This window comes from Ruminococcus sp. 1001136sp1_2201st1_G3_2201SCRN_220225, from assembly GCF_040924365.1.
GTDB lineage: Bacteria > Bacillota > Clostridia > Lachnospirales > Lachnospiraceae > Blautia_A > Blautia_A faecis.
Genome location: NZ_JBCOME010000004.1, coordinates 1 through 20,755, shown reverse-complemented (window position 1 = coordinate 20,755; position 20,755 = coordinate 1). Strand labels below are relative to the sequence as shown.

The window sequence follows — 20,755 nt, the reverse complement described above, 5'->3', positions numbered from 1 at the left end:
GCGAAGATGGAGAAAATAAAGAAAAAATATTCGAAGACAGACGGTCTTATCCTTGGAATTGGATTCCTGATTCTTGGACTGTTTGTACTTTCTATTGCAATTCCAATCGTGTATGTAGTGCTTGCCTCTTTTATGGATCCTACAGTTTTGAATAATCAGGGACTGAGTTTTCATATTAAGGACTGGACTTTGGATGCATATCGCAGAGTACTGGAAAATGAGATGATCTGGCGTGGATTCCTGAATTCTTTTCTGTATTCACTTGCATTTACAGCTATTTCTGTTTTTATAACATTGCTGGCAGCGTATCCATTGTCCAAGAAGGAATTTGTGGGAAGAAAATTTTTCAATCTCATTTTCCTGATTACAATGTTCTTTGGCGGTGGAATGATCCCGACTTTTATTTTAATCAATCAGCTGCATATGGTAAATACAGTCTGGGCAGTTTTGATTCCTGGAGCATTTAATGTATGGAATATGATCCTTGCAAGAACATACTACCAGTCAATCCCGGCAGAATTAAGAGAAGCTTCCGCAATTGACGGAGCCAATGAGATCCAGCATTTCTTCAAAATCATGATGCCGGTATGTAAGCCGATCATTGCAGTACTTGCACTGTGGTCATTTGTAGGAATGTGGAACAGCTATTTTGATGCAATGATTTATCTGAATGATGCAAATCTTCAGCCTCTGCAGTTAGTACTTCGTTCCATTCTGGTACAGAATACTCCGCAGCCAGGTATGATTGCAGATATTCAGAGTACTGCTGAAATGGCAAAGGTAGCGGAACAGCTGAAATATGCAACCATTGTAGTATCAAGCTTACCGCTTTTAGTAATGTACCCATTCTTCCAGAAGTATTTTGATCAGGGAATTATGGTCGGATCAGTAAAAGGCTGATAAGAAAGGAACGATACAGATATGAAGAAAAACAGAGTAAAAGGTTTACTTGCACTTGGACTTTCTTTGACGATGATGATAAGTACGGCAGGGTGTGGAAAAGAGCAGCAGCTTAATGCGGAGATCAACCCGGACACACCAGTATCTGAGGTACAGTTTCCATTAAAGGAAACAGAGGAGCTTTCTTTTATTACAAGTGCACCGGCTACTTCCACACAGGATCCCAATGAAAGAGTGATTTTCCAGCGACTGGAAGAACAGACAAATGTTCATATTGACTGGACCTGTTTTGTATCCGATCAGTTTTCAGATAAAAAGAATCTGGCTCTGGCTCAGTTTGGAAATCTGCCGGATGGTCTGTTTAATGCAGGTATGAGTGATTATGACCTGCTGCGTTATGCCAAGCAGGGAATTATTATTCCATTGGAAAATCTGATTGACAAATATATGCCGAATCTTCAGGCTGTGTTTGAAAAATACCCAGAGTACAGGACTATGTGTACAGCACCGGATGGACATATCTATTCTTTCCCGTGGATTGAACAGCTTGGTGCAGGAAAAGAAGCAATTCAGGCGATTGGAGATATTCCATATATTAATAAAAAATGGCTTGACTACCTTGGACTTGAGATTCCTACAACAACAGACGAACTGGAACAGGTACTGATTCAGTTCCGCGATCATGCAGAAGAACTGGAGAAAGAATTTTCCATTGAAGGTGATGTAATTCCAATGTCCTTTATTATCAATAACGGAGATCAGGATCCGGCGATTTTAATAAACGGATTTGGAGAGGGTTACGGAGACACAGGAGATCATTTCGCGGTAACAGATGAAGGAAAAGTTATTTATACAACTGTTCAGGAAGGCTACAAGGAAGGAATTGAATGGCTTCATAAACTGGTGACAGAAGATCTTGTAGATCCGGAAGCCTTTACACAGGAGTGGTCTACCTATGTTGCAAAAGGAAAGAATCACCGTTACGGACTCTGCTTCACATGGGATATTGCGAATATAGATAACAATACAGATTATGTGATGCTTCCAGCACTGACCGGGCCAGATGGCATGAGAAATATTACCAGACAGAACAACAGTGAAACCAGTGGATTTGACCGTGGAAGATGTGTTCTTACATCCAGTTGTCGTAATACAGCACTTGCTGCTGCATGGATTGATCAGATGTATGCACCCCTCCAGTCTCCGCAGAATAACTGGGGTACTTATGGCGAAGAGGATTCCTTTAACATTTTTGAACTGTCTACAAACAAAGACGGCGGCGAAATGTTAAAACATATGGATTTGGGAGAGCAGTCTCCAGTGGAAGTGCGTGAGGCGCAATCTGTAAATGGCCCTCTGGCTGTGCTGAATGAATATTATGATGTATATGTGACACAGCCGGAAGATGCGAAATGGCGTCTGGATAATATGCATGAGACATATTTACAGGATATGAACAGCAAATATGTTTATCCGAATGTATTTATGAGTATTGATGATACAAACAAAGTATCACAGTATGATACCGATATTAAAAAATATGCAGAACAGAAGAAAGCTGACTGGATCCTGAATGGAGGAATAGAGGAAGAATGGGATTCCTACCTGGAAAAAATGGAGAAGTACGGACTTTCAGATTATCTTTCAATCAAACAGAAATATTTTGATCAGTATCAGGAATCCTTAAGCGCGGAAAAGTAACAAAAGATGTAAGAACTGAACAACGACTTTGACAGGAGATTTTTCATGAGCGAAATGTTAGAAAAGGCAAGAAAATATGAATTTACACAGGGACAGCAGATTAAAGAGGAAGACAGACCGGCTTTTCATATAACTCCTTATGTTGGATGGATGAATGATCCCAATGGATTTTCCTGCTATAAGGGAGAATACCATTTGTTTTATCAGTACAATCCATATAACACACATTGGGACAGCATGCACTGGGGGCATGTGGTAAGTAAGGATCTGTTGCATTGGGACTATCTCCCGGCAGCATTGGCACCAGACCAGGATTACGATAAAGTGGGCTGCTTTTCCGGAAGTGCCATAGAGCTGGAGGACGGCAGACAGCTGCTTATGTATACTGCTGTGGACCGGGAAATACTGGAGGACGGAACCGCAAGGGATGTTCAGACACAGGCGGTGGCTGTGGGAGATGGAAAGGATTACGTGAAGTATGACAAAAATCCGGTCCTGACCTTTAAAGATCTGCCGGAAGGTGCAAGCAAAGTAGATTTCCGTGACCCAAAAATCTGGAAAGAAAAAGACGGAAACTTTTATTGTGTTATAGGAAGTCGTCCTGCTGATGGAAGCGGACAGATTCTTCTTTACAGAAGTAAAAATGGTTTTGAATGGGAATTTGTAAGTACTTTGGCAGAGAATAAAAACCGCTATGGAAAGATGTGGGAATGTCCGGATTTCTTTGAACTGGACGGCAAATATGTGCTTCTGACAAGCCCACAGGACATGATTCCGGAAGGAATGGAATATCATAATGGAAATGGAACATTATGTATCATAGGAGATCTGGATTCTGAGACACATACTTTGAAGGAACAGTCTTATCAGAGTGTGGATTATGGAATTGACTGTTATGCAATGCAGACATTGCTTGCTCCAGATGGAAGAAGAATTATGATTGCCTGGCTGCAGAACTGGGATACTCTTGCTTATCGCAGAAATGAATCTAAATGGTTTGCACAAATGAGCCTTCCGAGAGAATTGTCTGTGAAAAACGGAAGATTGTATCAGGTTCCGGTCAGAGAACTGGATTCCATGCGTGCAAATAAAGTCGAGTACAGGGATGTTGTGATTAAAGACACCAGAATCACACTTGACCAGATTGAAGGACGTACCGTAGATCTGGAGCTTGTAATACGACCGGTAGATAAAGATAAGCTTTATAAAAAATTCGAACTCTGTTTTGCAGAGAATGAAAAATATCATTCCACTTTACGATTCCGTCCAGATGAATCAGTTTTGAAAATCGACAGAAGCTTCTCCGGAAGCGAACGTGCAGTGGTTCATCAGAGAGAATGTCTGGTAAATGGTGACTGTAATGAATTGAAATTACGAGTAATTCTGGACAGATTCAGCGCGGAAATATTTATCAATGACGGAGAACAGGTTATGTCTGCTGTGATTCTTACAGAACAGAATGCAAAGGGAATTTCTTTCTTTGTTGACGGTGCGGCTAAGATCGATGTAGTGAAATATGATTTGGTATGAAAGTTCCAGAAGCTTGTCATGAATGAGTAAGGTAAAAATACAAGAATTGGGAGCAACGTATGAAGAAATATGATGTAACGGCACTGGGAGAATTATTGATTGATTTTACTGAAAACGGAAAAAGCAATCAGGGAAATCCACTTTTTGAAGCAAATCCCGGAGGAGCACCTTGTAATGTGCTTGCAATGTTAGCAAAGTTAGGGCATAACACGGCATTTATCGGAAAGGTAGGAAATGATTTCTTCGGAGAACAGTTGAGGGCTGCAATAAAAGAAGTTGGAATTGATGACACTGGATTATGTACAGACGAAAAGATCCATACAACCCTTGCTATGGTACATACATATCCCGATGGAGACAGGGATTTCTCTTTTTACCGTAATCCAGGTGCAGACATGATGCTGAATAAAGCTGAAATTTGTGAAGATATTCTCAAAAATACGAAAATTTTTCATTTTGGTACATTGTCTATGACACATGAAGGGGTGCGGGAGGCAACGAAAGAAGCAATTCATATTGCAGAAGAAGCTGGCGCTATTATTTCATTTGATCCCAACTTACGTCCACCGCTCTGGGAGTCTATGGAAGAGGCGAGAAAGCAGGTATTATATGGTCTTGGTCATTGTCAGATACTGAAAATTTCAGATAATGAAATTCAGTGGCTGACAGGAGAAGAAGATTATAGTGATGGCGTAAACTGGATTAGAGAACGTTATCAGATTCCGCTGATTCTTGTGTCTATGGGAAGAGAAGGAAGTCGTGCTTATTATAATGAAATGATGGTGGAAGTAAAGCCGTTTTTACAGGATAATACCATCGAGACAACCGGAGCAGGAGATACCTTCTGCGGCTGTGTATTGCACTATGTCTGTGAACATGGAATTAATGGACTAAAAGAGGAAAATCTGGCTGAAATGTTAACATTTGCCAATGCAGCTGCCTCAATTATTACAACAAGAAAAGGTGCGCTCAGAGTAATGCCGGAAGAAAAAGAAATAAAGCTATTAATATAAAATATTCAAAAGAATAGGAATACAATAAAGGGACTTCTTCGGAGGTCCCTTTTAAAATGGGAAAATGTTAATAAAACTTTTTCTTGCTAAATCGTAAAAGTTTGCTAGAATAGTTGTAACAAACACAGTCAGAAAGAACGTTCACAAACGAGGTGACCGCTATGATTACACTGAATGATTATTTATATTCCGGAGATACGGTTTTAAAAATTTTACAGAAATATACAGAGGATCTGCGTAAGGAAGCGAAGAAGAACCATAACGAAGTTGATTTGGTGCACAGCAATTTTCTGCTCCAGATCACGGAACTTCTGGAGCATAATGATTTCCTGACAGCTCAATCTCAGAAGATTCGGGAATTTTATAAATATATGGCCCATGAATATCCATTTCTTGCTTTTACATTTAAAGGCAGGATTAAGTCATTGATCCGGGCAGAAGAGAAATTTAATGGATATGTAGTGGAATATATTTACGATTATTACCGGGAAAATGGTACCTATCCGTCGGTTGCAGAGCTGAAAAATAAGCTGAGCTGCTTTCGTGATTTTATTGCTTACCGGATTGTGGTCTGTATGCCAAGATGTCACTTGAAGCCAGGGGAAGACCAGGAGCAGGCGTCTATCCGCTATCTTTATGAGATCGCAAATGTGCTGCCAGGATTTCTGGAAGAGAGAGGCTTTACAGCAGAATCGGCTCAGGGAGTGAAATTGAGTACTTCTGATCAACTAAATGATGATGTAAAGCCCTATTACAGAGATTATATTTGTGGTACCAGTGAATATGGGTATCAGTCTTTACATATTACATTTTATGATAACAGCTCCAGATCCTACATGGAGGTACAGCTCCGTACCCAGAAAATGGATGACATTGCAGAAATCGGTCCGGCCAATCACCTGGGCTATGAGAAACGCCAGCAGGACGAGCGCGCCAGAAGAGATGTGATCCCGGAAGGGGAATGTGTTTACTTTGATGAGGCTTATGAGCGGGGGATGAAGCTGCTTTCCCTGGAATTAGCAGATCTTGACGTGAATATGTTTTCTGCGGTAAATAACAGTCTGATCAACGATGGCTGTGGATTGTTCCGAGGCAGATTGATTCTGCCTTATGAGCATTTGTCCAGATTTCAGAATGATGTGATTGATTGAGAAAAAAGTAAGTGGAGCAATAAAGATGTTAAAGAAAAAGATGTTAATTGCTTTAGGGGTGGCAGCAGTATTGAGTGTGAGCTGTGTAAGTGTGACTGTCTGGGCTGAGGAAAACGCAGAAGAGCAGACAGAGGAAGCAGAGGACAGTTCTAATTCTGAAGGAGAGGAAGATGCTGATTTAGAAGAGTCTGACAATCCGGAGATTGAAGAGGGATACACTACAGAACTAGAAGGCTGCACAAAGGTGGTTTCCTGGTGCAAAAATGGAGACAATAATATTTACGGACAGTTCTATTATCCGGAAGATTTTGACGAAACAAAGACTTATCCAGTAATCATTATGAGCCACGGAATCGGTTCTACTTCCCAGATGGTAGAGCGTGCAAAATGGCCGGAAAAGGCGGCTCAGGATGGATATGTGGTTTATACATTTGACTTCTGCGGCGGTTCCCTTAACGGAAACAGTGACGTAGATTTCATGGATATGACAGTGATGACTGAGAAAGAAGATTTAAGTGCTGTTATGGACTTTGTGAAAACAAAGGATTATGTGGATCAGGATCATCTTTTCCTTCTGGGACAGAGCCAGGGAGGACTTGTAAGTGCTCTGACTGCTGCAGACAGAAAAGATGATGTGGCTGCTATGATCCTGATTTATCCGGCGTTTTGTATTGCGGATAATGCCCGGGAAATGTATGATTCCGCATATGATATTCCGGAAGACAGAGCTGAGATGCCGGTAGGAACTGTGGGTTCTGAGTATGTGAAAACAGTTTATGATCTGGATGTTTATGGCACTATCAGCGCATATGACGGAGACGTGATGATCATTCACGGAATCAATGACAGCCTGGTGCCATACAGCTATTCTGAAAAGGCAATTGAGGAAGCGTATACAGGGGAAGGTTCTGTTCTGATTCCCATTTATGGAAAAAAATCTACCCATGGTTTCGAGATGAACTTTGAAGAGGGAAGAGACTATGCGGAGACAGTTGGATTGGAATTTTTTGATGTGCATTTGAAAGAGGAAGAATAAAGGTTTAGGAAACCAAAAAGTGAAAAAACATGTAGGGCGTATTTATAGATCGTTATGAATTAAAGGCATTGCAAGGATATTATACCGCGTACTAAAAGTTAGATTTTAATGTCTGACTTTTGGGCGGCATGTTCTACAATGCCTTTTTTTATTTAAGTATATATTTTATAAAAATAATATTGTATAAAATAAATACAAATGGTATAATATTAACGAGGAATGATTCTTAAAAAAATATAAACTCCTTGCAGTACATTATATTTTATGTTACGCTGAATTCACATCTCAGGAACTCTATGTACTATTCGTAGGCGGTTCAGCTCATGAACAGCAGTCTATTCATTGCCATTCGGTGAAGTATTCCTGTGAAATAAGCGTAATAAAGAAGGTGGTGAAACTTGGGTGTAAAAGACCAGGGACTACAGGAGTATCTGAAAGATAACGAACGCTTTGCAGATTTTGTGAATGGTACCTTATTTGCAGGAAAGCAGATTGTGGATCCATGTTATCTTAAGGAAGTACAAAGGAAGAAGAGAGTATCATATAAACAGTCGATTATGGCAAAAAATATACAAAAGAAAAACAGTTCTGAAAAATACGGCGAAGAGGAAATTGCCAGGGAAAAAGGTGTTTTTGAAGAGGGAGAATTCGGGGATGACAGCGCGAAGCTCATGTATCTGGAAAGAGAGCGCGATTTCCTTCGTCTCCACGATAAGCCAGGCTGTAGATTTTTGTTGGCATGTGAAGTTGAATCTGGGGCAAATTATGAGATGCCTGTGAGATGTTTTACATATGACAGCATAGAATATACAGATCAGCTAAAAGAGTGGAAAAGAAAATCCCAGCAAATGTTTTGGGGAAGAGGAAAACGTGGGAAAAAACGGCGCCGAATCCGTCGTCCATTGCTTCCGGTATTTCATCAGGTATTATACCTGGGAGAGAAAAGGTGGAAGAGTAAGTTAAAATTACAGGAAATGATGGACATCCCGGAAAATGTGATGAGTTTTTCAGACAGGCTTCCTGATTATGATATTTGTATGATAGATATTCATGAACAGAATCCTGAGTTGTTTCACACGGAATGGAAAGATATTTTCCAGCTTATGAAGCACAGCCGTAAAAAAGACGAATTGAGAAAATACGTAGAAGAGAGTACCGAAGAAATACGAAAGCTAAGTCAAGAAACCAGATGGCTTCTGGCGATATTACTGGAGCAATATGAATTTGTTGATGAAGAGGTTGTGGAGGTGAAGGATATGTGTAAGGCATGGGATGGCGCAATGCAAATGTATGCAGATGAAGCGAGAGCAGCAACGCGGAAAGAAATGAAGAAAGAGATGAAAAAAGAAATGAGAAGACAGGCCAGAGAAAAAGATCGCAGGACCGTTTTTAACATGTTTTCTCGGGGGTATTCACAGAAAGAAATTGCGGCAATTTCCGAGCTGCCGCTTAAAAAAGTACAGAAAATGTGTGAAGGGTTTATCGAGAATACAACAATGGCAGTACATACTTCTTGATTTGGATTAGAAATTACAGAATAGTAGCTGAGAAAGTTTAACGAGAAAAGGCATTGCAAGGAATTATATGGCGTCTGTAAACGATTTGATTTTGGAGTCAAACGTTAGGGAGAGGCTATATCCTGCAATGCCTTTTAAAATCCTTCAAATTTATATGAAAACTGCTAACAGGTACGCTTATGCATCTTGTTTCTCCGGAAACATTTTCCCGAAGAGAAAACGGATCAGCGGTCCACAGTACATAAGCTGCCAGAAGAAGGCTACCGGGAAGTTCATGAAAGTGGTCTGGAGCCATACGGCAACGAACTGGGAACCCGCATTTTTAAACAAGATTGTGGCAATTAAGCTCATGATCGGGCACATAATGCAGATGATCATAACAGAAATTGCAACTGTGATGGCGAAAGGTCTGTCTTTAGGTGTGACAATACGAAAAGCAAGCTTATGGGCAAGGTTATCAACAATAAAGAACTCCAGTACAAATGCAACCGGCCACATAATCTTCATTTCGCCGAAAGCCATGAGAAATACCTGGTTGCTCATTCCACCGATGTTCAGGGAAATGTTGTAGCAGATCATGGCGTAGACCATAAGGAAAGCCATCATCAGAGTGAAAATAACATTTTGAAACTTAGTTTTTGGCATAAAATTGTTCTCCTTTTTCTAAAAATGGGTACAAAAAAGACACATGTGTTGTTCGTTATCAAGTGTACACTTGTGTCGTTTCCAATTTTATACCAGAGCTAATTTGTTATTGAATTGTTTACCGAATGATTATTATACCAGATAAATGGGAAAATGCAATAAAAAAAACGATATATAAGATGGACTAAGAAATGATAATGGGGATTTTTTATAAGTCAGAATGCAGTTTTACTTAAGTTCCTTGGTTATATTAAACTAGTGGTTTATTGCAGAATATATAGTTCTTCTGGTAATATAAAACATGTAAGAAATCATATCGGTCATTATCCCGTTAAGGAGGCGGAGCGGACTGTAAATCCGCTGTTATCATAACACGAGTGGGTTCGATTCCCTCATGGCCGAGTATACTCCTGTAGCTCAGCTGGATAGAGCACGCGTCTACGAAGCGCGGTGTCGAGAGTTCGAATCTCCCTAGGAGTGCTTCCAATGGCAGATGTCTTGGAATAAAGTGAATCAGGTAAGGAAATGGTGCAAAGGAAGAAAGCTGTCTGTGACTAGACGGCTTTTTTTCATTGAGATTCAACTTCTGGATTTTGAAGATGTGCTATTTGCGATGGATTTCTTACACTTTACGTAAAAAACAGGTACAGAAATTGCAGGGTGTTATAATAAATCCATATTATGAATTATGTAAAATAATCGATGGAGGATGAAGGTATGAAAACAAAGCAGGCTGTAAATCCGTACCTGCCAAGCTGGGAATACGTGCCGGATGCGGAGCCGCATATTGTGGACGGACGTGTATACATATATGGTTCTCATGATCTTTTTAACGGTTTGAATTTCTGTCTTGGAGACTATGTATGCTGGTCAGCACCGGTAGACGATCTTGGCAACTGGCGTTATGAGGGTGTTATTTTCAAAAGAGAGCAGGATCCGGCAGCGCCGAAGATCCGTCTTACAAATGGTCTGGCAGCACCGGATATGATCCAGGGACCGGACGGAAGATTTTATCTTTATTATTTCATGGGCGGCACCAAGATGATCTCTGTGGCTGTCTGTGACAAGCCGGCAGGCAAATATGAATTCTATGGTTATGTAAAATATGCAGACGGCACTCCTATTGGAAAGAAAGAGGAGCCGCTGCAGTTTGACCCGGGCGTTTTTATGGATGACGATGGAAAACTGTATCTTTACACAGGCTTTGCCCTTCAGGGAAATCCTCTTCTGCTTGATGGCTCCAAGCCGACTGAGCACGGTGCAATGTGCTTCGAGCTGGACCCCGCAGATATGCTTACTGTAAAAATGGGACCGAAATACATTGGAATTGCCAGTGAGAAAGAAGCACCAGGAAGTTCTTATGAGGGACATCCCTTCCTGGAAGCAAGCTCCATGCGTAAATTCAATGGAACCTATTACTTCATCTACAGCTCCCTGAACAGCCATGAGCTTTGCTATGCAACAAGCGATAACCCTACAGATGGCTTTGAGTTTGGCGGTGTTCTGGTCAGCAACGGGGACATCGGCCTTCCTGGAATCACAGATGTAAAAAATGCAAGAAACTGTACCGGAAACACTCACGGAAGCCTGATCGAGATTAATGGAAGCTATTATGTTTTCTATCACAGACACAGTAACCGTAAGCAGTCTTCCCGTCAGGCCTGTGCAGAGCGCATCCGCTTCGAGAATGGCAAATTCTATCAGGCAGAGATGACCTCCTGTGGTCTGAATGACGGACCGCTTAAGGGAAAAGGAAACTATCCTTCCTACATTGCCTGCAACGTATATGGCAAAAAAGGAACCCGTTTCTTAAGTATGATCAAACATCCAAAGTCCGGTCATCCATATCTGACTCAGGAAGGAAAGGATCGTGAGCAGGGGTCAGATCAGTATATTGCCAATATGTGTGACGGAGCAGTTGCAGGCTTCAAATATTTTGACCTGCGTGAGACCTCTAAGGTTCGTATTAATATTAAGGGAAAAGCAACTGGAATTGTTTATGTATCCACAGAGGAAGGCGGCAAGCCAGTGGCAAAGATTCAGGTAAAACCTTGCAAGGAACAGCACGGTTTTGCAGCTGATGTAAACGGACTCGGTGAGAAAGAGGCACTGTACTTCATTTACAAGGGAACTGGCGCATTTAATTTTATGTCTTTTGATCTGAAGTAAGATTCCATTAAATGTGCAGGAAATATTCTGCCTGCAAATGGAAGACAGAGCTTAAATAAAGGGAAAAAGAGTTTATCTTAAGAGTCAAATAAACCCAGGAGGCGAAATATTTGAACATTACTAATTTTGCAAAAAAACTTGCAGAAAAGCCGGTTTTTAAAACAAGAATCAAATCCGATCAGGTGAAGCTTCCGGAAATTGCCATTGGATATTTTCTGGCGCCCTTTTGCGCCATGTTTGCCAATGCCATTTTCGGTGCCTATCTGAACCGTTATTATGTGGATGTACTTGGCTGGACGAAATTCGGAGCATTTGCCACACTTCTGCCAATCGTATCTGTGATTTTCGTAGTTCTCGGAAATCTGATGATCGGGCAGTGGATCGACAACACCAGAAGTACCCAGGGAAAAGCAAGACCTTATATGATCATTGCGGCCCCCATGCTGATCATAGCCATTATTCTTATGTTTATGACACCAGCTAAGGGCAATAATGCGGTGCAGATGATCTGGATCGCAGTGTCCTATAACCTGTACTATGCACTTGCATATCCATGTTTTTACTGTGCACACAGCTCCATGGTCTCTCTTTCTACCAGAAATTCTGAGAGCCGCGGACTTCTTGCAACACTGTCAAATGCAGCAATGGTTGCTTCTGCCGGAGTTGGAGCCAGCATTGTAGTGCCGATCCTTCTTCAGAGCTTTCTGTTTGTGACAAAGGAAGGCGGAATTGATGTGGATGCAAGCTATTCACACTGGAGGATTATTTCCATAGTTCTTTGTCTGGTAAGTGCATTTGGCTGTATGCTGGAATATTATTTTACCAGAGAGCGTATTACAGAGGAAACCATCAATCTGAATGTAAAGGAAGAGAAGATGCCGCTGAAAAAACAGCTGGAAGGCTGTATCCACAACAAATACTGGTGGATCATCATTCTCTATTTCCTGATTTTCCAGTTTGGCCAGCTGATCAAAAACAGTTCCATGAGCTTCTATGTAAGATGGATGTTTGACAGTGTAATTAATTCTGCAAATCCGGAGCAGACTTCCGGAGCATTAATGTCAACACTTGGTCTGGTTGGTGGAATCCCTACTGCGGTTGGTATGGTAGTGGCATGGCCAATTGCCCGTAAGCTGGGCAAAAAGAGAGCCGTTGTTACAGGACTTTGCTTCTCCGTTGTAGGTGGCCTTGTCTGCTTCCTGAATGTACACAGCTTCGGAATGGTTGCTGCAAGTATGGTGCTGAAAGGAATCGGAAGTATTCCGGCAGTGTATGTGACGATGGCACTTCTTTCTGATGTGCTTGACCATCTGGAAGCGAAAAATGGTTTCCGAAGCGACGGATTTACAATGTCTGTGTACAGTTCCATTATGGTAGGCTTAAGTGGACTCTGCATCGGTGTGCTGAACAGCCTTCTTACCTTTGCAGGCTACAGCAATACCGGCATTGCCTGCAATCCGCAGACTCTGGAAATTGTTGAAAATGTGGCAAACTATACAGGCCAGATCGTCTACCGTCAGATGGGCGGCGTGGAGCAGGTGCTTGCATTTGCATTTTTGGCGGCAGATGTGATCACATATGCAGTTGTTATCATTCTCATGAGCCGTCTGGATGTGGAAAAACACATTGAAGAGGACCAGAAAAAGATCAAAGAAAATCAGAAGAAAGCAGCTAATATTTAATTGTTTCAGAACCTGATTCCTGTTATACTATTCTTAGTTAACGCAAGTGATTCCGGCTCCCTGGTGCAGTGTCACTGTGCCAGGGGGCCGTTTTAGCCGAATTAACTGTGAAGAAGCTATTCGGGTATGAGAAGGCAGCAAAACGGATTGGAATATCCGTTTGATTGAATAGGATAGGTGAGAAATAATTATGATAAGAATTGCAATTGTAGAAGATGACAGGCATGACCGGGAGGCGTTGAAGAAATGCCTGAATCGTTATGAAAAAGAGAACCAGGTGAAATTTACTGTAACAGAATTTCAGGACGGAGAGGATATTGTAACTGATTACACTGCCAGCTATGACCTTATTATTCTGGATATTGAGATGGCGTTTCTCAATGGAATGAAAGCAGCAGAAAAAATCCGCGAGCTTGATACAAATGTAATTATTATTTTTATTACAAACATGCCTCAGTATGCCATTCAGGGATATAAGGTAAATGCGCTGGATTATATTTTGAAGCCAATTTCCTATTTTTCATTTTCAGAGAGTATGGTAAGGGCTCTGGCAAAGGTGAAGACACCGGAGAAGGAGTACATTACCATTGTTCTGAAGGGAGGTAAAAAGAAGCTGGATGTGGCGCGGATCTGTTACGTGGAGGTTCAGGACCATGTGCTGATCTACCACACTCTGGATGGGGATTTTGAGACAAAGGGCACTATGAGGGATACAGATAATCAGTTTGATCCCAAGAAATATTTCCGGTGCAACCGCTGTTATCTGGTAAATCTGCTCTTTATATAATTATTCCTCTAACTTTCCCCATTTTACAGGCTTTTCCGCCTGTCCATTAGTGAAATGATATGTAGTTTCCCTTATTTTTGCCCTTATGAGATAATCACAAGGGAAATAAGGGAATTTTTTTAGTCATTACCTACCACTTTATCAAGAAGCCGAACCGATTTTCGTTTCGCATCTCTTGTGGAGTGAGCATAGACATTCATTGTGGTACTGACATCTGAGTGTCCCAACAATTCCTGTACATCTTTTGGGGCTGCTCCATTTGCTAAAAGGTTGCTTGTATAGGTGTGACGTAACTGGTGGAAATGAAAGCCTTCAAATCCCTCTAATGCTTTTGCCACCTTTCTGCATACCGTCCCCAAAGTAGTCGGAAGTTCCAGACAACCATCCGGTCTTAAGCAGACAAAAGAAATTTCTTTATAATCTGCCGGGACTTCCTGCGTTCTGTCTAAGCAATAATATTCGTAGTACACTCTGTTTTTCTCTTTGACCTCTTTGTAGTAGTTCGTGTGATAAAGTTCTTCGTACTGCATTCGATTTTTTAACTGCTCTTTCCGGGCATTACGGAAAATCTCTACCAGTGTATCTCCAAAATCAACAACCCTTACTTTTTTCCGCTTGGTTGGTCCGATGATATATTTGCGCTTTGAGCCATCATATCGGATGCTGCGTCTTATGGTAAGGCATTGTTCTTCCAGATTTACGTCCTGCCATGCCAAACCACAGGCTTCTCCAATACGAAGCCCGGCATAATAGGCTATCTGGATTGGAAGTATTGCGGCTGGGTTCTTTTTTTGCAGATAAGCAAGCAGTCTTTCATAATCTTCTCGTGAAATTGGTTGGACATTTCCGTCCATATCCTCATCAGAAAACAAATCCACTTCATCCGTCTGATACCGCAGTTTAATATACTGCATGGGATTGAACGTAATATACTGTTTTGGAAATACTGCAAAGCGGAATGACTGCTGCATGACTGCGGAAAAAGAATGGATGTAATCTTTGCTGTAACCCTTTCTCTCTTTTCCATCGGGATGAACTCCCCCGAAGGAAAGCAAATCGAAGAAAGATTGCAAATGTTCAGAGGTTACATTTTTCAGTTTACGTTCTGCCAATGGGTGTTTCTTAATATTTCGGATTGTTCCGAGGTAATTCTCCACCGTACCATTGCTGAGCGTACCTGTTTTTAATTCCTCCTCTGCCCACACATCCAAAAGCTGTCCGACTGTGAGATTATCCGCTTTGGCAACAAATTTCTTTTTCTCATAATCATCCATTGCCTGACGGAGCAGTTTTTCAGTTTCACTTTTGCTTTCTGTTCCAACGCATTCTTTCTGAACAAGATTGCCGCTTGCGTCCTCTACATAGAAGCGGTAGTACCATTTCTTTCCTTTTTTTCTTACAGATCCTTTTGCCATAATCGTATGTCTCCTTTCGATATTAGACAATCGGAACTGATGAAATGCTTCGTGCGTGTAAGTATATCATAACTCCGGTTGTCTTACTATACCGATTCGGAATCTTCGTATAAGACTTCTGATAAAAGATTTGCAAGCCTTTGTTCTGCTGTTTTTGGTTTCTTGGAATAGAGCCTTACAATGTCTGCCATCTCATTAAAAGCATTGATGGTATGAGTGATTTCCCTTAAGAACATAATCTCATTATATTCCTCATTCGATTCAAACCCTATTGTTTTGGCAATATCCGTCTGACCAGCATTTCCCTTGAAGTTTTTGCAGGCGAACTGGAAGGAATCCAAAAACAGACCATATTGTTTTAACATCAGCAGTAATAAATCTTTTGAAAAAGCATCTTCTTCTTTGGTAAGGGCAAGCGGTAACTGTTCCAGAATATCTCCCATCGCATCACGAATCTGTAATTCTCTCTTATCCGTAATGTCGGTTTCATATTCATCTGTTTCCCCTTTGAGCCATTCCACAGATACATGGAGTGCTTCCGAAAGACCTTCCAGCACCATTTTTTTCGTATTGTCAATCGAACCATTCTCATAACGCAGGATTGTAGAAGCGGTAACTCCCATCTTCTCTGCGACATAAGGCTGTGTCAGATTCAATTCCAGACGGCGCTGTTTTATTCTGCTGCCTATCAGCTTGCGTAATTCTTTATCTTTCATGCTGACTGCCTCCTTTTTCGGTATGTATGAATTATAGCATTGTTTTTCCGAAATTGCAATATGCAATGCAATATTTATTTTTAACATTTCGTAACGCTTGACAAAAAGATGTGAAAAGGATATACTTACATCACAGGAATTGCATAATGCAATTTATAAGGAGGTGATTATATGACGCAAAGAAAAATTGCATTATCCATCGAAGAAGCTGCCGACTATACGGGAATCGGCAGAAACACCTTAAGACAGCTTGTAGAATGGAAGAAACTTCCGGTATTAAAGGTTGGTCGTAAAGTCCTGATTAAAACCGATATTCTGGAAATGTTTATGGAAGCGAATGAAGGTCGTGATTTGAGGGATAGAGGAAATGTAAAAGCCGTAACAAGAACTGCGGCAAATTAAAAAGGCGGCTTCCCAAGAAACCGCCAAAGGTTCTATCAGACCGAAGCCATGATATACCTACACGCAAGAAGATTATACCATGTGCTTCTTCTGATACGCAACCAAGAACTTATGTTTGTGAAGGAAAGGAGAATGTAAGAATGGCAAAATCAACAAAAAGTTATGAAGCACGAATGCTTGAAATGGAAAAGAAAGAGCAGGAAAGCCTTGAAAAGGCGAAACGATATGCGGCACAGAAGAAAGAACTTCTGAAGCGAAAGAAAGCCGAAGAAAGTAAAAAACGAACCCATAGGCTCTGTCAGATTGGCGGTGCGGTGGAATCCGTTCTCGGTGCGCCTATTGAGGAAGAAGACATCCCAAAGCTGATTGGTTTTCTGAAAAGGCAGGAAGCCAACGGGAAATTTTTCTCAAAGGCAATGCAGAAAGAAGTCAATACCGATATGGAGGAAGTGTAATGGCGGAGGGGATGAGTTTTTCATTCCCTTCATTGCTTTTTCATGAAGGGCGCACTTATGGACAACCAGAGGTCGTCCCAATAAGTTTGCCACAAGTGGCAACCGGTCTGCGTTCACGCTTGCCGGGCTCGTTCCGTCGGCGGGGCTTTCAGCCAGACCTGCTCATGCCGCAGGAGGCACTCTTCGCCAGAGAGGCGCATTCCATGCAGGCTGCTATGCGCAGGGCACTCTTACGCAGAGGGCGTTCCGGCAATGCTGCTTTTCCTAAAACCGAAAGCAATGTTGCCGGAAATCTATGCCGGATGTGCAGAAAGGAGGAATCCAGACATGGCGATTTTTCATTACACAGTCAAAATAGTCGGACGAAGTAAAGGGAAATCTGTTATCTCCGCTTCCGCATATCTCAATGGGGATGTGATGAAAAACGAGGAAACCGGGAGAATCAGTTATTACACTTCTAAAAAAGAAGTGGTCTACACTCGGCTGATGATGTGTGAAAACGCACCTCCTGAATGGCAGATAGTACCAGAAGAAAATATAAAACGCTTTCAAAAATCTGTCCGATACAAAAGATCAGAAGATAAAGAAGCTGCTTTAGAAAAATTTAAAATCACATTTCAGAAACAAAGGTTATGGAATGAGGTATTGAAGATTGAAAAAAATGCAGATGCCCAACTTGGCAGGTCATTTGAATTTGCCCTTCCCAAAGAATGGAACAGACAGGAACAAATTCAATATACAACTGACTATATTCAAAAAACTTTTGTAGATAGAGGAATGTGTGCTGATTGGAGTATCCACGATAAAGGGGATGGCAACCCCCATGTCCATCTGCTTCTGACTATGCGTCCTTTTAACCCGGATCATTCTTGGGGAAAGAAAGAAGTCAAGGATTGGGATTTTCTCAGAGATAAAAACGGAAATATCGTGATTGATGAATCCCATCCGAACTGGTGGCAGGATAAGAAAAACCCTGACCGTCATGGAATCCGTATCCCTGTATTAGACGAAAACGGAATTCAGAAGATGGGTGCAAGAAACCGCCTGCAATGGAAACGGGTGCTGACCGATGCTACCGGATGGAACAATCCAAAAAATTGTGAACTGTGGCGGAGTGAATGGGCAAAGGTGTGTAATGAACATCTTCCTTTGCATAATCAGGTCGATCACCGTTCTTATGAAAAACAGGGAAAACTCCAGATTCCTACCATCCATGAAGGCGCTGATGCAAGAAAGATTGAACAAAAGTTTCTTGCCGGGCAGGAAATAAAAGGTTCGTGGAAAGTAGCGGAAAATCAAATCATAAAACAACAAAACACGTTATTGCAAAAGATACTGGACACCTTTGGAAAAGTATCGGGTGCATTATCATTATGGAAGGAGCGATTAAATGACATTAGAAGAAAGCCGGGAAATTATACCCTTAATGGAATCCATGATTGGGCAAATCGAAGAACAGCAGACCTTAATGGCAGAAATGATTCTGGAAATGCAGAACCGGGACACCCAACTCTCTCTTATGCAGGAACAGAATCAGAAATTGCAAAAATTAAACAGCGAGTTATCCGAGCTGCTCAACATTTTGCCAAATACCGAGGAACTGCTTTCCAAGATGGAAGAACAGAAAACGAAGATAGAACTTTTGGAAAACGAAAATCAGCAATGGCAGAAATTGGCACAGACTCTGAACAGCGAAAACAGTTTATTGCTGAAACAGAACACCGAATTGCTGAACTGGAACAGCAAATAAGGAAAGGACGTGATATAGATGAACGAATCCAGAGAATCAAAGAACGCCGAACAGTTGGAAGAACTTCTGCTCTTGACCGAGGAGATACAAGAAGAACTGGAACAGAAAGACCAGCTTATCGAGGAACTGAAGACGCAGCTCAGCGAATCTCTGACCTTGAACGAGAAATTAAACAAAGAGAACAAAGCCGGGAATATTCAAGCATTAAAGAACGACTTGAAGCTGGCAGACAGAGCATTGCAGATCGAGAAAGAGAAGCTGCGAAGCGCAAACGTCATGATCGGGGAATGTCAAGATAAAATACGATGCTTAACACAACAACGGGATTATGCCCGGACACATCAGAAAATCGTAGAGATACCGGTAGAAAAGCCGGTACTCTATGAAAAATGTGAAGCCTGTGACCGGACAGACTATCAGAATGCAAAAGCAAAATACGAAACACAAAAAGAGCGACTTGCAGGACAATATAAAGCAAAAACGGTAATGTTCCAAACAACCTTGTTCCTTCTTGCATGGTATTCGCTGACAACCACTCTTTTTCAGGCAGTACAGTCAGATGTGCTCCTTTCCGATTGTAAATCATTCTTCCATGATGCAGCGTCATTCATACAAACTTTTATCGGATGGACGATTGATGCTGGGCAATCTGTGGCACAGATCAGTACAAAAATTCCCAATGCGTTTATAGCCGGAATCATATATTGGTTATTGCTGATATTAGTTGTTGGAATATACGTAGCAGGAACAGGGATACTTGCGATACTGATAGAAATAAAGATTATAGAATTATATAAGAAAAACTGTTGGGATGTTATTACTCTACTAATGATACTGACAAGTGCTGTTGTCATCATTTATTTTGGAGAATCAATCAAAAAAGTAATGCCCATAAATCTTTTGTTTCTTTTATTATTTATACAGGGAATATATCTTGGAATCCGGTGTTATCTGAACACTCTTTACTGGACAAACCGATAAAAGAAAGGGCGGCAGTATTTTACTGTCGCCCTCTGGTTACTTATAAAGATTGGGTATTCTCTCTAATTCTATTGCTATATCCAATGATACTAACCACTAAAGAAATTCTAAAAATCCTGATTATAAATCTATCTTCTAATCTCACTTATGATATTCTCTTTTCCCATCTTCCAAGCCGGAAACATTACTGCCACTACTGCAATCACTACATTCAGCACCATAATTCCATTCAGAACCAGATTCGGAATATTAGTAGTATAATGTAAAAACTGCAGCACATGAGCCAGATAATAATTCATCACTCTGCGAAGAACTCTGTTATAAATAAGATAGATAAATACATCCGCCAACAATCCATACAGAATACCTGTCTGTAAAATCATCTTGTAAAATCCGCCGTCCGTAATCCCTATTGCTCTGATAATCCCGTACTCTCTTCTTCTGGTCAGAATCGTATGACTCATGCTGTTTACGATATGGAACAGGCTGATAATCAGCAGAATCACTGCAATACTGGAAAAGAAGATCTGCTGCTGTCCAAGATAACCTTTCTGTGTTGCAATTGCGGTCGTATAATCCTGCAATACTGCCTTGGGAACATCTCGGATTACTTGTAATAACTGATTGCTCACGATCTTTGCATCCGCACTATCAGCCGGCGATGCATTGATAAAACTATAATCTGTAATTCCAAAGTTTTCTTCCATCTGTTCGCCTGTCATAATCACACTCTGCGCATTTTTCCAGACTTCTGTATTCAGAAAATCTTTCTCCTGCGCCAACGGTCTGTTTACGATTGCCGCAATCTCAAACTCTTTTTCAATATAGTGGTCCTATGTCAAGATTTAGTACAAGTTAAAATAAGAAATTTCTCCCTATTTTAACCTGCCAGAAGCTCAGCCTCA

The 20,755-nt window shown here is 41.2% G+C and carries 18 protein-coding genes, 2 tRNA genes and 1 pseudogene; 17 read left to right on the top strand and 4 right to left on the bottom strand.

Features of this window, described 5'->3' with window-relative positions:
- Positions 1-6: 6 nt before the first annotated feature.
- From AB5642_RS02565 to AB5642_RS02535, 7 genes are all read left to right on the top strand, one after another.
- A complete protein-coding gene (locus AB5642_RS02565; RefSeq protein ID WP_237925437.1) occupies positions 7-900 on the top strand; it encodes a carbohydrate ABC transporter permease in 894 nt (297 codons plus the stop codon).
- 21 nt (positions 901-921) lie between these two features.
- The gene (locus tag AB5642_RS02560) at positions 922-2,601 is read left to right on the top strand and encodes an ABC transporter substrate-binding protein (protein WP_173718077.1); all 1,680 of its coding nucleotides are present in this window, start codon (positions 922-924) and stop codon (positions 2,599-2,601) included.
- A gap of 45 nt (positions 2,602-2,646) precedes the next feature.
- Positions 2,647-4,131 carry a glycoside hydrolase family 32 protein gene (locus tag AB5642_RS02555; protein WP_237925436.1) on the top strand — a complete coding sequence of 495 codons (1,485 nt, stop codon included), beginning with the start codon at positions 2,647-2,649 and terminating at the stop codon, positions 4,129-4,131.
- Positions 4,132-4,190: 59 nt separating this feature from the next.
- Positions 4,191-5,144 carry a carbohydrate kinase gene (locus tag AB5642_RS02550; protein ID WP_118577559.1) on the top strand — a complete coding sequence of 318 codons (954 nt, stop codon included), beginning with the start codon at positions 4,191-4,193 and terminating at the stop codon, positions 5,142-5,144.
- 161 nt (positions 5,145-5,305) lie between these two features.
- Positions 5,306-6,295 (top strand): guanosine polyphosphate pyrophosphohydrolase, encoded by a 990-nt coding sequence (locus tag AB5642_RS02545; protein WP_237925435.1) that lies wholly within the window; start codon positions 5,306-5,308, stop codon positions 6,293-6,295.
- 25 nt (positions 6,296-6,320) lie between these two features.
- Positions 6,321-7,331 (top strand): S9 family peptidase, encoded by a 1,011-nt coding sequence (locus AB5642_RS02540; protein WP_195699781.1) that lies wholly within the window; start codon positions 6,321-6,323, stop codon positions 7,329-7,331.
- A 398-nt stretch (positions 7,332-7,729) separates the two neighbouring features.
- Positions 7,730-8,848: a hypothetical protein gene (locus tag AB5642_RS02535; protein WP_118577556.1), complete on the top strand. Its 1,119-nt coding sequence runs from the start codon at positions 7,730-7,732 to the stop codon at positions 8,846-8,848.
- Between the two features lie 177 nt (positions 8,849-9,025).
- On the opposite strand, the gene AB5642_RS02530 is transcribed toward AB5642_RS02535, so the two are convergent.
- Positions 9,026-9,493, bottom strand: coding sequence for a DUF2798 domain-containing protein (locus tag AB5642_RS02530; protein WP_118577555.1), 468 nt, complete (start codon positions 9,491-9,493; stop codon positions 9,026-9,028).
- 317 nt (positions 9,494-9,810) lie between these two features.
- Here AB5642_RS02530 and AB5642_RS02525 point away from each other — a divergent pair.
- From AB5642_RS02525 to AB5642_RS02505, 5 genes are all read left to right on the top strand, one after another.
- A tRNA-Tyr gene (locus AB5642_RS02525) sits at positions 9,811-9,895 on the top strand.
- Positions 9,896-9,899: 4 nt separating this feature from the next.
- Positions 9,900-9,973 (top strand) — tRNA-Arg (locus AB5642_RS02520).
- A 237-nt stretch (positions 9,974-10,210) separates the two neighbouring features.
- Entirely contained in the window at positions 10,211-11,662 is a 1,452-nt protein-coding gene (locus AB5642_RS02515; RefSeq protein ID WP_237925434.1) for a family 43 glycosylhydrolase, read from the top strand.
- Positions 11,663-11,772: 110 nt separating this feature from the next.
- Positions 11,773-13,344: an MFS transporter gene (locus tag AB5642_RS02510; RefSeq protein ID WP_237925433.1), complete on the top strand. Its 1,572-nt coding sequence runs from the start codon at positions 11,773-11,775 to the stop codon at positions 13,342-13,344.
- A 190-nt stretch (positions 13,345-13,534) separates the two neighbouring features.
- A complete protein-coding gene (locus tag AB5642_RS02505; protein ID WP_368371447.1) occupies positions 13,535-14,131 on the top strand; it encodes a LytR/AlgR family response regulator transcription factor in 597 nt (198 codons plus the stop codon).
- Positions 14,132-14,250: 119 nt separating this feature from the next.
- On the opposite strand, the gene AB5642_RS02500 is transcribed toward AB5642_RS02505, so the two are convergent.
- Both AB5642_RS02500 and AB5642_RS02495 read right to left on the bottom strand, forming a co-directional pair.
- Positions 14,251-15,546: a tyrosine-type recombinase/integrase gene (locus tag AB5642_RS02500; protein WP_006859611.1), complete on the bottom strand. Its 1,296-nt coding sequence runs from the start codon at positions 15,544-15,546 to the stop codon at positions 14,251-14,253.
- An 86-nt stretch (positions 15,547-15,632) separates the two neighbouring features.
- Positions 15,633-16,262, bottom strand: coding sequence for a helix-turn-helix domain-containing protein (locus AB5642_RS02495; protein ID WP_015529844.1), 630 nt, complete (start codon positions 16,260-16,262; stop codon positions 15,633-15,635).
- A gap of 171 nt (positions 16,263-16,433) precedes the next feature.
- Here AB5642_RS02495 and AB5642_RS02490 point away from each other — a divergent pair, with 171 nt between their 5' ends.
- The 5 genes and pseudogenes from AB5642_RS02490 to AB5642_RS02470 all read left to right on the top strand — a co-directional run bounded on the left by AB5642_RS02490 (position 16,434) and on the right by AB5642_RS02470 (position 19,850).
- Positions 16,434-16,664, top strand: a complete 231-nt coding sequence (locus tag AB5642_RS02490) for a helix-turn-helix domain-containing protein (RefSeq protein ID WP_004843519.1) — start codon at positions 16,434-16,436, stop codon at positions 16,662-16,664.
- A 140-nt stretch (positions 16,665-16,804) separates the two neighbouring features.
- Positions 16,805-17,119 (top strand): hypothetical protein, encoded by a 315-nt coding sequence (locus AB5642_RS02485; protein ID WP_006859613.1) that lies wholly within the window; start codon positions 16,805-16,807, stop codon positions 17,117-17,119.
- Positions 17,119-17,477, top strand: a pseudogene (locus AB5642_RS02480) (hypothetical protein). Before AB5642_RS02485 ends, AB5642_RS02480 begins: the two are co-directional and overlap by 1 nt.
- A complete protein-coding gene (locus AB5642_RS02475) occupies positions 17,447-19,168 on the top strand; it encodes a MobA/MobL family protein (protein ID WP_020994093.1) in 1,722 nt (573 codons plus the stop codon). The pseudogene AB5642_RS02480 and the gene AB5642_RS02475 overlap by 31 nt, the downstream one beginning before the upstream one ends.
- Positions 19,146-19,850 carry a DUF6040 family protein gene (locus tag AB5642_RS02470; protein ID WP_044952226.1) on the top strand — a complete coding sequence of 235 codons (705 nt, stop codon included), beginning with the start codon at positions 19,146-19,148 and terminating at the stop codon, positions 19,848-19,850. The genes AB5642_RS02475 and AB5642_RS02470 overlap by 23 nt, the downstream gene beginning before the upstream one ends.
- A 128-nt stretch (positions 19,851-19,978) precedes the next feature.
- On the opposite strand, the gene AB5642_RS02465 is transcribed toward AB5642_RS02470, so the two are convergent.
- Entirely contained in the window at positions 19,979-20,572 is a 594-nt protein-coding gene (locus tag AB5642_RS02465; RefSeq protein WP_368371446.1) for an ABC transporter permease, read from the bottom strand.
- Positions 20,573-20,755: the final 183 nt, after the last annotated feature.

Excerpts from the sequence above, each read along its gene's own strand:
- AB5642_RS02530 (WP_118577555.1), bottom strand. The coding sequence starts at position 9,493 with ATGCCAAAAACTAAGTTTCAAAATGTTATTTTCACTCTGATGATGGCT.
- AB5642_RS02500 (WP_006859611.1), bottom strand. The coding sequence starts at position 15,546 with ATGGCAAAAGGATCTGTAAGAAAAAAAGGAAAGAAATGGTACTACCGC.
- AB5642_RS02465 (WP_368371446.1), bottom strand. The coding sequence starts at position 20,572 with ATGACAGGCGAACAGATGGAAGAAAACTTTGGAATTACAGATTATAGT.
- AB5642_RS02475 (WP_020994093.1), top strand. The coding sequence starts at position 17,447 with ATGGCGATTTTTCATTACACAGTCAAAATAGTCGGACGAAGTAAAGGG.
- AB5642_RS02485 (WP_006859613.1), top strand. The coding sequence starts at position 16,805 with ATGGCAAAATCAACAAAAAGTTATGAAGCACGAATGCTTGAAATGGAA.
- AB5642_RS02495 (WP_015529844.1), bottom strand. The coding sequence starts at position 16,262 with ATGAAAGATAAAGAATTACGCAAGCTGATAGGCAGCAGAATAAAACAG.
- AB5642_RS02515 (WP_237925434.1), top strand. The coding sequence starts at position 10,211 with ATGAAAACAAAGCAGGCTGTAAATCCGTACCTGCCAAGCTGGGAATAC.
- AB5642_RS02540 (WP_195699781.1), top strand. The coding sequence starts at position 6,321 with ATGTTAAAGAAAAAGATGTTAATTGCTTTAGGGGTGGCAGCAGTATTG.
- AB5642_RS02545 (WP_237925435.1), top strand. The coding sequence starts at position 5,306 with ATGATTACACTGAATGATTATTTATATTCCGGAGATACGGTTTTAAAA.
- AB5642_RS02550 (WP_118577559.1), top strand. The coding sequence starts at position 4,191 with ATGAAGAAATATGATGTAACGGCACTGGGAGAATTATTGATTGATTTT.
- AB5642_RS02565 (WP_237925437.1), top strand. The coding sequence starts at position 7 with ATGGAGAAAATAAAGAAAAAATATTCGAAGACAGACGGTCTTATCCTT.
- AB5642_RS02555 (WP_237925436.1), top strand. The coding sequence starts at position 2,647 with ATGAGCGAAATGTTAGAAAAGGCAAGAAAATATGAATTTACACAGGGA.
- AB5642_RS02560 (WP_173718077.1), top strand. The coding sequence starts at position 922 with ATGAAGAAAAACAGAGTAAAAGGTTTACTTGCACTTGGACTTTCTTTG.
- AB5642_RS02490 (WP_004843519.1), top strand. The coding sequence starts at position 16,434 with ATGACGCAAAGAAAAATTGCATTATCCATCGAAGAAGCTGCCGACTAT.
- AB5642_RS02470 (WP_044952226.1), top strand. The coding sequence starts at position 19,146 with ATGATCGGGGAATGTCAAGATAAAATACGATGCTTAACACAACAACGG.
- AB5642_RS02505 (WP_368371447.1), top strand. The coding sequence starts at position 13,535 with ATGATAAGAATTGCAATTGTAGAAGATGACAGGCATGACCGGGAGGCG.